At 50.7% G+C, this 14,384-nt stretch carries 12 protein-coding genes; 6 read left to right on the top strand and 6 right to left on the bottom strand.

All coding sequences use genetic code 11. The annotated features are described in order from the left end of the window. Positions 1-16: 16 nt before the first annotated feature. Positions 17-502: a hypothetical protein gene (locus V8J85_RS18765; protein WP_339955310.1), complete on the bottom strand. Its 486-nt coding sequence runs from the start codon at positions 500-502 to the stop codon at positions 17-19. Beyond that, positions 489-836 carry a helix-turn-helix transcriptional regulator gene (locus tag V8J85_RS18770; protein WP_339955311.1) on the bottom strand — a complete coding sequence of 116 codons (348 nt, stop codon included), beginning with the start codon at positions 834-836 and terminating at the stop codon, positions 489-491. The genes V8J85_RS18765 and V8J85_RS18770 overlap by 14 nt, the downstream gene beginning before the upstream one ends. A 519-nt stretch (positions 837-1,355) precedes the next feature. Here V8J85_RS18770 and V8J85_RS18775 point away from each other — a divergent pair. Beyond that, positions 1,356-1,589: a hypothetical protein gene (locus V8J85_RS18775; RefSeq protein ID WP_339955312.1), complete on the top strand. Its 234-nt coding sequence runs from the start codon at positions 1,356-1,358 to the stop codon at positions 1,587-1,589. A 140-nt stretch (positions 1,590-1,729) separates the two neighbouring features. Here the strand turns inward: V8J85_RS18775 and V8J85_RS18780 are convergent, their stop codons facing one another. After that, positions 1,730-2,260 carry a DUF3768 domain-containing protein gene (locus V8J85_RS18780; protein ID WP_339955313.1) on the bottom strand — a complete coding sequence of 177 codons (531 nt, stop codon included), beginning with the start codon at positions 2,258-2,260 and terminating at the stop codon, positions 1,730-1,732. A gap of 193 nt (positions 2,261-2,453) precedes the next feature. Between V8J85_RS18780 and V8J85_RS18785 the strand changes: the two genes are divergently transcribed. Beyond that, positions 2,454-3,620: a type IV secretory system conjugative DNA transfer family protein gene (locus V8J85_RS18785; protein ID WP_339955314.1), complete on the top strand. Its 1,167-nt coding sequence runs from the start codon at positions 2,454-2,456 to the stop codon at positions 3,618-3,620. A gap of 173 nt (positions 3,621-3,793) precedes the next feature. Continuing rightward, positions 3,794-5,302, top strand: coding sequence for a recombinase family protein (locus V8J85_RS18790; RefSeq protein WP_339955315.1), 1,509 nt, complete (start codon positions 3,794-3,796; stop codon positions 5,300-5,302). Between the two features lie 24 nt (positions 5,303-5,326). Here V8J85_RS18790 and V8J85_RS18795 read toward each other — a convergent pair whose 3' ends face one another. Continuing rightward, positions 5,327-6,487: an ATP-dependent nuclease gene (locus V8J85_RS18795; RefSeq protein WP_339955316.1), complete on the bottom strand. Its 1,161-nt coding sequence runs from the start codon at positions 6,485-6,487 to the stop codon at positions 5,327-5,329. A gap of 1,263 nt (positions 6,488-7,750) precedes the next feature. Between V8J85_RS18795 and V8J85_RS18800 the strand changes: the two genes are divergently transcribed. The 3 genes from V8J85_RS18800 to V8J85_RS18810 all read left to right on the top strand — a co-directional run bounded on the left by V8J85_RS18800 (position 7,751) and on the right by V8J85_RS18810 (position 11,700). Next, positions 7,751-8,263, top strand: a complete 513-nt coding sequence (locus tag V8J85_RS18800) for a hypothetical protein (RefSeq protein ID WP_339955317.1) — start codon at positions 7,751-7,753, stop codon at positions 8,261-8,263. Between the two features lie 338 nt (positions 8,264-8,601). Next, the gene (locus V8J85_RS18805; RefSeq protein ID WP_339955318.1) at positions 8,602-9,345 is read left to right on the top strand and encodes a hypothetical protein; all 744 of its coding nucleotides are present in this window, start codon (positions 8,602-8,604) and stop codon (positions 9,343-9,345) included. Between the two features lie 3 nt (positions 9,346-9,348). Further along, positions 9,349-11,700, top strand: a complete 2,352-nt coding sequence (locus tag V8J85_RS18810) for a calcium-binding protein (RefSeq protein ID WP_339955319.1) — start codon at positions 9,349-9,351, stop codon at positions 11,698-11,700. A 140-nt stretch (positions 11,701-11,840) separates the two neighbouring features. Here V8J85_RS18810 and V8J85_RS18815 read toward each other — a convergent pair whose 3' ends face one another. Both V8J85_RS18815 and V8J85_RS18820 read right to left on the bottom strand, forming a co-directional pair. Next, complete coding sequence (locus V8J85_RS18815; RefSeq protein WP_339955320.1) at positions 11,841-13,871, bottom strand: hypothetical protein; 2,031 nt, start codon at positions 13,869-13,871, stop codon at positions 11,841-11,843. After that, positions 13,871-14,224: a hypothetical protein gene (locus V8J85_RS18820; protein ID WP_339955321.1), complete on the bottom strand. Its 354-nt coding sequence runs from the start codon at positions 14,222-14,224 to the stop codon at positions 13,871-13,873. Before V8J85_RS18820 ends, V8J85_RS18815 begins: the two co-directional genes overlap by 1 nt. Positions 14,225-14,384: the final 160 nt, after the last annotated feature.

Below are 14,384 nucleotides of genomic sequence, written 5' to 3' on the forward strand. Positions count from 1 at the left end.
CATGGAACAATGACCTCTATCCCATCGCAGCGGCCAAGTCGGCGGGTGATCCCTTCACCACGGCGTCCGCCAAGGCTAGAGCTTCGAACAGCACCATGCTGCGCGGTTCATAATCGAAGATGCGGCGACGGTGTTTGGGCAGATGCCCGGCAATATCCGGGTACTCTGCTGCCAGACCATGCGCTTCATCATATTTGGTGGGATAGCGGCGGGGCCGCTGCACTTCGATATCCAGCACCGGATTGTGACTGGCCAGTTCCGCGATCGAGCGGATCAGGGTTTTGGTGCGCTGTCCCTTGCGGCAGCCTGTGGTCCGTTTCTCGGTGACCACCACATCCGGCTTGAGTGTGGTGATCAACTCCTGGGCAAAGCCCACCAGATCGCTGGATGACTTGGTGGCCTTTTGCACCATGCCCCAATCCTGCAGCTTGCCACCGGAGAGAAACACATAGCCCACCTTGCCCGAGGCGACCGCAATGGCCAGCACACTAAGCGCTGACATAAGGATTGGGTTGAGAGAGGCGATGGCGCAGCCGTCTGAGTGATCCCGCCCGGTTGAACGTATGCGCCGTCTGACGCCGCTCTGGCCCAAGACGGCGCACCCGGCCTTTGAGCCGCTGGCGGCATTCCAACATCAGCTCTTCGAAGAAGGCTTCAAAGGAACGGCCATAGATCAGCGACAGGGTGATAATCTGCTCCAGATCGGGACGCTGCGTCCCACGCTCAAGCGCCGAGACCACCGATTGCTGCACGCCGAGACAGGCAGCAATGTCCGACTGGAGATATCCCGCTTTCCGACGCGCGAGGCGCAGGTCAGCGGCAAATTGCGTTTGCATAGACGTTGTATGTTTTGCTTAGAGATAATGAGCGAGCGGTGAGGCCGCAGCCATGCCTCTCCGGGCTGACGGAGATAGGGGCAGCGATCTGACGCTCAAGCCTCAGTCTATGGTGGGAGATGATGACATCCTAGCAGGCGGGATATCATGGAGGGTGATAGGGTGAGTACGTGCGGGCCAAGGGGACGCACATCAGGCAGATATGCAGCGTTGAGGGACCGGACCCACTGCCGTGGTCCGGCGACAAACGCCCATATTTACCTCATCTGATCCATCGTGGCTCATCTGATCGGCTGTGCAGCAGAGGCGACTGATGCTGGACAGCCCACGGACAAGCGGCTGACCCGCCCGAGGCTGTCTCAGTTCTGACGCAGATATCAGGCCGATCTTGCAGGTGGGCAACGTTGCAGGACGGAAATCACGACCTGGCTAGTTGCGCGATCGCCGCGCAAGATTCACTATGCTCCCTTTGCTGAAAAGCCCTAATGTGATATGATTACACATATAAATCAGCCATTTATGTCCAGCATCGCCATCGATACCAACCAAGCGATCCAGCGCCTCGAGGCGAAGGGATTTAGCCGTGCACAGGCTGAAGGCGTGGTTGAGGTGCTCACCGAGAGCCGTCTCGTCACGATCGACGTACTGGATCAACGCTTTGATCGGTTCCGGGGTGAGATGTACAAGGCCATGTTGATCCAGACGGGCACCATCATTGCCGGGATATTGGGAATCATCACCTTGCTGCAGTAGCACTGTCTTGACGCGGTTACGTCGTCGTCCGAGCACAAAATCGCGAAACGTCATTAAAACGCCGCTCTCACCTGAGAGCGGCGTTTGATGATTATGGGACTGTCGCCATAGGCAGGCTCCGCAGCCGGTTGACGCACAATTCAGTATTCGTGTGCCAACATCATGGTGAGGACCCGCAACGTGACTGCTTCATTGGCCGGGTTTTCCGAAGCGTACTGCATGGACAGATCATAACAGTCAATTTTCCAGAACACGTTCTGGCCATCGACCTCAACCGCGCCGAAGTCGTGCTCACCCCATGGATCGTTGTCCTCGGAGAAGTCATCGAAGCGTCGCACGGCCTCGATCGCTGCCACGACAAACAACTCGCCTTGGTTCTGCACACCGGAGGTGAGCAAGATCGTTCCTTTGCCTTTGCCGGTCCGGCGGAAGCGGTCATTGAGCGCGCGAACACGTTGGTTTGTTGTGCCGCTTGGCGTGACCCATGCCAGCGTGGTTTCATCATGGCAGACATCACAATGCGCACTTTGCGCAATGCGTTCGAGTTCCCAATCCCCGCGGTCACGGTTCCAACAGGCCCAGGCATCCACCACGACCTCTTCCGAGCCACAGCGATCACAGGTTGGCACCTTTCCAATGTCATCGAGGGTTCCGTTTGGTTCGTCTTGCATGTTTCCATCTCCTTGCGATCGGGCGCGTCTGAGCAGGATTGCTCCGGCGCGCCCGGCCACACGGCGATGGGAAAAGAACTGTTCTGCTGATTATGATGCCGGAGGTGTCTCAAGCGGCATAGCAGTCGCCGTATCATGGGGAATGATATTCCGGCTACTAGTGGGGCTTATGCACGCGCCGGATAATCAGTGCATGATTAGACACCAAACGAGCATTCTTGGTCTCGCATACCGCCGCTATCAGGCGGCCCAACCTTTTGGCATCGCTGGCGTCGATCGGCTGCAGCATTTGTATATCATTGGACAGACCGGAACCGGGAAATCCACCTTGCTCCAAAATCTCTGCCATCAAGATGCGCGCCACGGCACCGGCTTTTGCCTGATTGATCCGCATGGTGATCTGGCAGAGACACTGCACCACGATCTGAGCCTACCGCATCTCTATTGGGATGTGGCTGATCCTGATTGCCCGCTTGGATACAACCCGCTGCGGCAGGTATCGGCCCTGCACCGCCCCTTGGTCGCATCAGGCCTCATTGAGACCCTCAAGAAGCAATGGCCCGATGCCTGGGGTGCCCGGATGGAGCATATCCTGCGCTTCTCACTTTTGGCGTTGCTGGAAGCCGGGGATGCTGACCTACGCGACATCCTCAAACTCCTTACATACAAGGGCTATCGGCGACAGGTGATCGACAAGATCACTGATGAACAGGTCCGGTTCTTCTGGAAGACCGAGTTTCCCAGTCTGAACTATCAGGGCGCGGCAGATGGCGTGGCTCCGGTCGCCAACAAGCTCGGCGGTTTCCTGAGCCAACCGGCGGTGCGCACAGCGCTCTGTGAACCAAGAGAACCGCTGCGGTTCCGGCAAATCATGGATAGTGGGCAAATCCTCATCGTGAACCTCGCCAAGGGGCGGCTGGGATCAGACATCACCAACATCCTCGGCGGATTGATCACTTCCACCCTCATGCATGCCGCCACAACGCGGCATGGGTTGCCTGAGGCAGCTCGGCGTCCCTTCTTCCTCTATGTCGATGAGTTCCCAAATCTCACGACCAAATCCTTTGCTGGGATGCTATCTGAGGCAAGGAAGTACAAACTGGGCTTGATCCTGGCCCATCAGCACCTCTCGCAGACCGACAAAGACGTCCAGGACGCCATCTTTGGGAATGTCGGCAACCTTGTCGCGTTCCGGATTGGCCCGAAAGATGCGCCACTGCTGCAACGCATGATGCCGTGCTTCACAGCGCACGATCTGCAAAACCAGCCCAACCATCGGGCAGCCGTGCAGATCATGCACCATGGTGAGCGGCTCGCGCCGTTCTCAGCCTCGATGTATCCGCCGTATCAAGCTGGATGATCGGGCGTCTGCTAGGCCGCTCATACGCAGCGCTTATCATGGCAACATGACACCTGACGAACACCTGCACCAACACTTAGAACTCTGCAAACGCATCTATCTACGGATGTTGGAGGATGGTTCTTGGCCATGGCGAGATTCGCCGGAAAGTCCCTCATCTGATACAGTTGAGGATGAACAATCATGATATGAAACAATGCTTTGGATACATTCGGGTATCGACTAAAAAACAAGAAGAGGGCGTATCGTTAGAAGCGCAAAAAGAAGCCATCCTGCAGTATGCCGCTCAGAAAGACCTCACAGTTACACAGTGGTTTGAAGAGGCGCACTCCGCTGCCAAACGGGGGCGGCCAATATTCACTAGCATGATGCGGCAGTTGCGCGCCAAGCGTGCTGAAGGCGTCATTTTCCACAAGATCGACCGCTCTGTGCGTAATCTCAGCGATTGGGAAGCAGTGACCGAACTGCCGAACCTTGACATCGACGTGCATATTGTCACCGAAAACATCGATTTCAATTCCCGTGGTGGTCGCCTCACCGCTGATCTATTGGCCGTCTTTGCAGCAGACTTCATCCGCAACCACCAGGCTGAGGTGAAGAAAGGGCAACTTGGTCGCCTCAAGCAAGGACTGTATCCGTTCCGTGCCCCGATTGGCTATCTCGATAACTACGCCCGCCAAGACAAGACCAAACGAGCTGATCAGCCAAAGCGGATTTGCCCGATCAAGGGACCGCTCATCAAAGAGTTGTTCGATCTCTATGCCACTGGCCAGTATTCCATCCGCTCACTTATGCCGATCATGGAGAAGCGTGGGTTGCGCAACCACGCAGATAAGCCGCTGAGCAAACACGGCATTGAGACCATCCTACGCAACCCGTTCTATTCGGGTCTGATCGTCATGCAGCGCAGCGGTGACGTCTATCCCGGCCAGCACAAGCCGCTAATCACACCGCAGTTGTTTTGTCGGGTGCAGGACATCAAGTCCGGCAAAGCCGGGAAGAAAGTCACCAAACACAACCATCTATACCGTGGCTTGTTCCGGTGCGCCTTGTGTGACGCCGCCATGACCCCCGAGAAACAAAAGGGCCACACGTACTATCGCTGCCAGAACTCTGCCTGTCCGACCAAGACCGTGCGCGAGGAAATCCTTGAACACGACATTGAACATCACCTGACACAACTGCAGCTCCAACCGAAAGAAATCAAGGAAATGGAGTTGCAGTGGCAGCGGTGGATAGACAGTGATGAACGCCACGCCAAGCAGCAATCATTGGACCTGGCCATCAACCAAACCAAGGCCCGCCTGTCTCGCCTGACTGACCTATTGGTGGACGGCACGCTTAGCAAAGATGAGTACAATGAGCGCAAGCGAGCCCTGAGCCTGGAACTGCAACAAAAGGAGGTTGAGCAGGCAAATCTGGCAAACCCACACCTCTCTGAGCAAGAGATGCAGAAATTTCTCGAACTCATGAAAAACGTTACGCAGCTTTACCAAATCGCCAAACCAGCCGAAAAACGGTGGCTGGTTGAAAACTGGTTCTCGAACCGAACGGTATTGCGAAATGAGCCATGTTTAGAGCCATATTCTTGGCTTAGAAGCCGCGATGTGGCCGAACTGGCCCCTTATGTGAAGATGCACGACCCACTCTTCGAACTTTTATTACGTAGAGAGATAAAATGACACTGATACCTCTTGGACATCTGTCTATTTTCTAACACCTTTCCTACCAGCATCCTTTAACCAATACTTTAGATCGCCAATGAAACTCCAAATCGGGTCATTGTCTGGCTTTTGATATTGATCATCATTCGGATCATCACCCATGGCATTGAAAATTTCTCTTAGCCAGACATGTTTTGAACGAGATACATGTAAATCTGCTAGCCACCGTTCAAGTTCACCAACCGGTACTATGAAGAAACCATACTCTTTCAAAGTTTCAAATAGATTCTTAGCTGCTTCAAGGTTTTGACCATCGAGCAATCCCAAGCCATTTTCTTTAGGATTACCCGCCTGACTTAGGTTATCCCAAACATTTGACCTTTGCGTTCCTAATGGTTGATGCTGCTGATCAGGTATTCCATATGCAGAAAGGTGATTTGTCCAGTTTGATCCACCCTGATTTAATACATCGATATCAGCAATTGTTGCGGTTGGTACACCAAGTTCTCGCAGTGGGGACGCAATTCTATGTAGTTGATCCTTCCCATTTGCATTGATGAATAATGGGTTATCAATTCCTCTGCTGTCTCCTTGATCAAGCAAACGTTCGTTTATTTCTTGATAAAAGGCTCTATCAGTATCCGCTTCAGTTACAATCACTGAATCATGGAAAAGGCCAGCCAAAACATTTGATGATCGCAATAATGGGTCTTTCATCAGTGCTCGAACAGAATTATTGGGCAGCAGTCTCGCCGTTGCGTTTCCGGTCAAATAAGTTAGACGAATAATATTTATCGGAACGCCTGATTGAATTGCTCCAAATAGAAATTGTGGACTATGCGTGGCTGCGAATACCTGCTTACCACCTTCAATTGACGATGATGCAATTTCTTTGCCGAGGCGAAATGCAAGAGACGGATGGAGAAAGGCTTCAGGTTCATCGATCAAGAAGGTGTTTGGATCACCAGCAAGAAGCTCACAGAGAATACCCCTGAACGCCTTTACGCCATCACTTACCTCCTCAACTGGCTTGGCTTTTGAATGCCATTCAAGAGCATTGTCGTTTAAGCTACGCTCATCAAGAGGTGGTGGATTTGATCCAAATCGCATTGATATTTGATCGCTGTTAGAAACATCTAGACCTAATGTAAAGACCAAACGCCTCATATATAGATTGTCGTAAGGAGCTTCTTTTTTCATCATTCACGAAAAGCTTTGACAACGAAGTCGTAGGCGACTTGAGGTCACCCTTCTTTTGGTTGTTAAGTAACGATAGTCTATTTTGACCATCGAGATTTAGTGTCTTATGACTCGCAAACTGAGTGGCAAAATCTCGTGAACCCTGATCACTATTTGGGTTGAGAAATGCATTCTGCATTTGTGCTTGAGGAAATTGAAATGTGGAGCCAGCAACATTGAACCAACCCCATCCGTTATTTGTGCGTTGGTTCTGCGGTGCCTCAGTTTTTAATGTAGTCAAAACCTCTGGACTAGGTGTTCTGAATCTTAATGAACCTAGCACTAAGTTCTTCTGTCCTGGGCCTTTTGTAAGGTAGGAGTTTAGTTCCCGAATGAAGAGGCTTTTACCAGAGTTGTTTGGGCCAATCAGAACAGTAAAATGGGGCTCATCTAATATCAATGGATCTTGCCCAGCAGAACTGCCAGCTTGCAAGCCAATTTGCTCTATCAACATAGCTTTACTTTAACATCATTGCGTCGTTCAACCTATGGTACGTGAATTTCACGGATACCTCTACATCTTCTCAGATATTAGTGATGTTAGTGAGACTTTGATACACACTCGTGCATAAGCCATGAAGATAGTATGGTATTGACATGAATGAAGACGAATTTGTGTAAGAACAGCTCCAGTTTATGAAGCGCGTTTATGCTCGTATGCAGCAAGAAAACAGCTGGCCTTGGGTTACAGATCCAGAGTGGTGGAACGAAAACTTCCCAAATCATAAGGTTGAAATCGGTTCGAGACCCCGAGGCACTAAGTCTGATCAGGTAAAATTTGGGCAGCCTTTATAGCAAGACACCACGCTTTTGCGTGGTTTCTTGCTTTTGGAACATGTGTCCCTTTATGTGAAGATGCACGACCCACTATTCGAACTCTTATCACGCAGAAAGATGGGCTGACTACTAGCGAGGTTAAAGATTGCGTGTTGTGAACTGGAGCGGTCCAGATACCAGACTCTCTACATTCAATGAATATGGGATGCCCAGAACTAGATGTTGTGATTCGACACTACCTATAGTATAATCACCCCTAGAAGGTACAAATGTTGTGGTTCGGGATACGCCTTCAGTCTTCTGAAGGGAAAGTAAAAGCCGGTTTCGGTCCCGAATGCACCTTCAATGGGAAAGGCTTCGGCCGCCACAGCGCAAGTGCCACTTCGGTGGCACTTGCATAAAATCTGTTTTAAGGTTCCTTACCTCTCACAACCAGTGGGAGGTTTTTGTTTGAGTACTTTATACCAGAGAAACACGTCAGTTTGGGCACTTAACAGACTGCGTGAAGATGCCCTTCCCCGACTCATTGATGATTTGAAGGGTCAACACGAAGAGGGTATACCAGAGAATATCTGTGATGAGGTTAAGGCTGCGCACCGTGAAATTCTTGATTTAGCATCAACTATTCCTGACCAAGCTCTTTTTCGTAGATCGATATTACCACTGCTTGAGCGATATTGTGATTTATATATCCAGTGGAACGATATTGACGGTAACGATGATAGTGCGCGCAAAAGACGAGCAGAGCTTGTAAAAAAAATACGCAAGGCGCGACTAGCGCTTGCCACACAAGTTCGGAAAAACATGCATGTATTAGAAAATGAACTTGATATTAGCCTCATTGACTCGATGTACAAAGCGTTGAATGGGATTGTTCAGGCAGCGCCAAAGTTGTTTGAAAAACTTTCTGGCGCAGTCACGCGCTACATGAATAGGCGCGAAGATCAATCTGAAGATAAATAGCAGCAAGGTCAGAATATCAGCAGAGACGATATTCTGACTGCTAGCCAAGTCTAATTTTGTATGTTGTGAAGATGCACGACCCACTCTTCGATCTGGTATCATGTAGTCAGATAATGTGACTGTTGGTCTGTCGTTGTTTATGATCAGGTGACAAACCGAAGAGTGCTATGTGCGTTGTTGAAGTAATTCTCGGGCGCACCTTTACCAACCATGTGCCCAAGTTTTCGCTGCTCATCACCGCAATGTTGACGTGTCGGAAACCAGGCGTGTTCGCGCAAAACGGGTTGACAACACGCGAATTGCGTGTTGTTTGCCCCACAGATTACTGAGGTAAGAACATGCAACGCTCACTCGCCCTTTGTGTGCTGCTGTCCATGCTGCCATTTAAGATTGCTGCCGATCCAATTTCTTGTGATTTAGTTGGTTCAGTATGTGTCGATCTTGCACAAATCAAAAATCCTCGGCCCATAAACAGTGAGCGGCTTCCTTGGTTCGAGGTAGTCAAAAATGCTTTGACCGACGCAACTTTTCCGGCAGAAAACACTTACGTTCGGTTTTATTCTATCGTTGGACCAAATCACGACTTTCAGTTTGATGATAGCAACCTTATTTTCCCGATCCAAAGTATTTCGATTAATGACGAGGAGAGTTGGCTTGTTTCTATTTCTCCAATTCAACTACTACAGTTTGGTCGCGCTTTAAATAATGGAGATGGTGGGGATTTCAAAGACTATGTGGCTTTGATACCGGGAGCAAAATGGGAGGAAATTTCAACAAAGCAGAGAAGGCGTGACAATAGCCTATTATCAGTTTTTGGAAACTTAGTACCGCTATCCGGAGTTGAAAGTAGATATGATTTTCTTCTATCGATTTTCAAAGAAGAGAGAATCGCAAATGCGCCTTGGCCTAACCTTCCATCTGTAAATTCTATTTCATCTTGTGTAAGTGACTCTCTGCCTTTGTTGAATAACACTATTAAACTTTCCATCTCTACCGATGGGAGGCTTCTGAACCTTCAGGAGATTGCCGAACAACATGGTGATCATCTAGTACAATACGTACCCAGCTGCTTAAAGAGGTAATGAATGGCAATCGAAGACGTAATTGGAAATATTAATTTTCGTGGCTTTAGCGATGCTGAGGAGTCTCGCCTAATTGAAATCCTAACCGGCATATACAACGGCGGGTCGCCTACTGCCACAGCGCTATTGGAAAGGATAACGGAGAGAACAGTTTCTAAGTTTGATATTACAGAATCCGGCGCATTTCTTGGCGGTGGAACAAGTACCGCTCAGTATCGAAATACAATTCCCTTTAATGATGCATTGATCATTAATAGCACGTTTCTAAACTCTGCATATCAGTACTACAACTATGTGGACCAGAACGGCAATATCGTCGCTATGACCGTCGAACGCGCCCTAATTCATGAGCTTGTGCATGCTTTTGAAGGCCTTACTGATCGGCGTGGACCTGACGACTATGCAGGCGACACGGTCACTAGAACGAATGCTATCATGCGAGAGTTGAATGGCACTGTCGGAAACGACGATTTAGCTACTGATCGTATAGCATATGACAGTTTCGGCTATGATGATGGAATACAGTATTCTGGTGCGCAGTTTGGTAGAAACTTGTCCCAGAATGAAAGGATAGATGTGGCAATTTATTCGGATGCTGATTTTGATACGGTAAATAGCAGATCTACTCGCGATGTGTTGTTTGGCATAGGTGATACTGACAACACACTCGTGTCCGGTGCTGGACGCGATTTTCTTTGGGGTGAGCGAGGTAATGATGACCTTCGCGCGGGACGTGGAGACGACTACATTAATGGTGGCACCGGTGACGATGTTATTACTACAGGTGCTGGAGACGACGAGGTCGATGGCGGTGATGATGTCGATATAGTCAGGTACGACACATCATATGACTACCGAACCGACCCTTTCATTTTCCCAGATCAAGAGAGCGAAGTACCGTCGGGTGGTATATTTGTCGAGTGGTTTGCAAATTCTGCAATTGTCCAAGATGCTTGGGGCGATACGGATACTTTGGTAAATATTGAAAGGATTTGGGGAACGCGATACGATGACACGTTCAAGCTTTCTGGCAGTTTCGCGGGTATTGCTGCGGGCGGGCTAACAGAAATCGATATGTCACGTGCCTTTGCGGGTGCGGGCAATGACAATGAAGTACTTGGCGATTTGCTGGTGCTTGATACAACACAAGGGGTCACAGTTGATCTTGGCGAGGCAAGAGTTACAGACGGCGTCTACGAAATTTCCGCTCGCGGATTTGAGTCAGTAGTTGGCTCTAATTTCATCGACACTATTTACGGTGACGATGACGAACGCGGCAATAAGATTGATGGTCGTGGCGGGAAGGACGAGATCGAAGGCAAAGGCGGCAACGATTACCTCAAAGGCGGCAATGGCTGGGACCGCATAGACGGCGGTGAAGGCGGCGATATCATTGAAGCCGGTAACGGCGGTGATCGCACATGGGGTGGTGAAGGTGACGGCGACGATCTGATATTCACCAATGCATACAGGAATGATCGATCATCCTCCGGTACAGATAGGGTCTGGGGCGGCGGCGGTGATGATGTCATCGTCGGCGACAACGGCGTGGACATCATTCGGGGCCAAGGCGGACGTGATCTTATCATCGGCGGGGGTGGATCAGATACTTTATTCGGTCTTGGAGGAGGCGATTACATCATCACCGAAGGCAATGACAAGGTGAACGGTGGCAAAGGCAATGACTGGATCGACGCAACATCAAACGCTTCCAACGCGACTGTGTTTTTCGATGCGGAAGGCGACAACGACTACATTGATGGAGTTGACTCAGGTGTCTCACAGATCGTCTTTACCGGCCTTACAACGGAAGATGTCCGCATTGTGTGGAACCGTGAACTGGAAACCGAGAAGGTTAGCGAAGACGAAGAACAAAGAACGGTGACGCTTGATTACATTGGCGAAGCGTATATCCAAGTCTTGGCAACCGGCGCATCGATCAATATTGGAACGATGGAAGGGACGACCTATCATCATCAGATATTCAGGTCACCCGACAATATTGAAGCACGTGGCCCTTCATCCGGCTGGTCACGATTTGATCTGTCAAACAATCTGAGACTTGTTCTTGGTGAGGACACGATTTCAGGAAGCCTAGTAGACTATAGTTATGAGACAGACGGACCTAGGGGTGTCTCCGTATTTGACGATGGTCCATTTCAGATCGACCAATATGTAGCAAACGAATTTGATCCTGATGCCCCCGTCATTACAAATGCCGACCGGTTCTTCGCTAACTTTGACAACCCATTCTTGGATAACGTTGCAGCAATCGCGAATGGACCGAACATTTCTACAATCCTCACTGAAGATGCGATTGCAACGCTAACTGAAGATGTGTTTGCGCTTGCTTAAGCGCAGCTGCCAAGCATCAAAAATACAAAAACCGACCCAACTGGTCGGTTTTTCCCAAAGAACAATTTGCTTCATTATCCCATGGTAGCAGCCAGATCAGTTGGTGGTTCGGTCATTACCCGCGGCGCTGATCACTGCAGTTAGATCACCTCCACGTCTGGAGGCGGCGCTAAATTCGTTGCGTCATCGACTCGCTTATCTGAGCAGTCAGCAGGCGTCACGGATGTTTCTACGCTAACCGTTGCATTAAATGACTCTTTGCTTGGCGTGATCTTGTCGGCTGACGATGGCCCATATCGTTTCTCCATCTCCGCTCTAAGGGTCGACTGATCTTTGCGCCTTGGGAAATCTTTCAGGACATCCGTCACCCCGCGCACCGGGATAAACCCTTGTTTGCGTGAGTGTAGCCCAAAGGTGTATGGCGGCAGGTTGAGGATGTCCTCCGGCTTCACCTGCATACTTCCGGCAAACTTGGCCGCGTCTTCGCGAAACGATGTCCAAATCAGTTTGGTCGCGGTATTCACCATTAGCGGATCTGTAACGCTGCCACCACCCTTGGTCGCGCGGCTTTGGCTGATGCTTTGGTGCGAAACGATCAGGCCAATATTGGCCTTGCGGGCTTGTTCCAGCATATCAGAGATGGAACGGTCGAAGTATTCATGGGCCTCATCCACAATTAGATAGACCGGACGGGCGGAACGCCCCTGGCCAAAGCGCTGGTGAGAGGCGCGCAGGATCATGGCAATGAATAACCGTCCGAAGAATGCTGAGGCGGCATCATCCAACATCGGTTTGTTGGTATCGATGATGATCAGCTTCTGTCGGGCTAACTCATCGAACATATCGATCTTGTTCTCCGTCGCGGAGAACAGCCGCCGGAAGGTGGGGTTCAAGAGTAGGCCGTCGATCCGCCGCCGGATGGCTTCTTTGGTACGGGTATATTCTTTGGAGGGGAAATCCACTTCAAAGAAACGCTGCAGGTTTTGATCTAACTTGGCAATGTGTTCCTTGTATCGCTCGTGACCACCCTCAGCTAGGACATCCATGAAGGTGAATATATTGCCACCCGGAATGCTGATCACCAGCTGGATGCAATACTGGAAGATGGTTTTCTGCGGATTGGTGAAGTCCGCGCCCATCATGCCTTCCAAAACAAAACTCAGCAGACCGACCGTCTTGTTGATCAGCGTCTCACCCTCAATCCCATGCCCCTTCATCTCGTCATAGCCCACATCAAAGAGATTCAGTGCCAGATCGTATTTCGGTGTGATGTATGTCGTATCGGGGATATCTAGCCGGGCCAGCTTGTTGGTGAGCTGCGTTTGGCTATCGATCACCACGAGACAGCAATCTTCATCCGAGCGCAGATCATGCGCGATGATGTTCTCCAAGATCACGGTCTTGCCTGATCCGCTAGCCCCCAAGAGGTATGTGTGGCGAAACCGATCTTGCAGCCCCACCATTTCATCCACGTCGGCCAGCGGCAGCAATGGCGTGTCTTTGAGATAACGCCAGATATAGTCGCCGTGCTTGCAGTCCGTGGGCATCACTTCATTTTCATCCCGATAGTTGACATTCAACTGGTCCTGCAGCGGTTGGAACAAGCCGTCATCATTGATGAAGCGCAGCATCAGCCGTTCGATCTCCGATTTGCTGCGTTGTCGCTTGGAGTGGAACATCTGGCCAGTTTCGTCACTATCTGGCTCATAGTCTGAGAGCGCCCAGATCAGGTGACGTTCAAAGGCTTGGTAGTGGGTCGGGTCAGCTACGGCGATAAAGCGCTCCAGCGAGTCCTGATACCGGGCCATCTTAATCTGATCGTCGCTGATTGGCGGCAGCACTGGCGGTTGCAGCCCCTCTTGGCGATAGAGGTCTTTGGCAATGCGATGCAGCACGTTGCTTTCGATGCCTGCGCCCAATAGTGCCGTTTCCAACGCATCATAGGTGGGGGAAAGGCCCTGTGCTTTCCGATACATTGCCTCCGTCCGCGCCCTGGCTTCATAACGCCGTTTCTCCGGTAGATGAATGTTATGGATATAAAAGAGAGTACCGCCACCAACGACAATAATCGGCGCGACGAACATCCCGATAAACAAAATGGCCACTGCCACCATCATAATGACGATGGCAAGGCCGATGAGACTGCCAAAAAGTTCGGCAAACTCATCCATCAGAGTTCAAAGCTGGCCGTCTCGGTTTCCACCTCGGCATTGCCGACAATCCAATTCTTGAGGGTGACGAGGCTGTTTTTGAGCTGCTCCTCATAATCCTTGGCTTCCATCGGGGTGCTGCGGAAATACACGTCTTCGCCATTCATCAGCTTCCGGACCGAGAGGTGCTGGTGATTGGCGTCAGTGCCGGAGACAGCGGCGGTGAGCAGCTTCTTTCCTAAGCCGCGGTTTTCACGTTTCTCGATGGCGGCCTGTGACATATCTGACGAATAGTCGCGCTCCAACACCACATCGGTTTCCAACTTCCGTTCCCGGATCACCGCCAATTCCTCGGTGCTAAATTCCACCTTCACCGCCACCCCGTGATGGGTGGTCTTGCGGATCAGCCCAACTGAGGTGCCCCTAGTTTCCTAGACACCCGCCTGTTTTAGTTTGAGCTGTCTTTCTTCGAAGTCAACGGGCGACAGCATGCCGTTGTTTGTGTGCTTGCGTTTCGGATTGTAGAACATCTCG

Origin of the sequence: Yoonia sp. 2307UL14-13 (assembly GCF_037572755.1) — a bacterium.
Lineage (GTDB): Bacteria > Pseudomonadota > Alphaproteobacteria > Rhodobacterales > Rhodobacteraceae > Yoonia.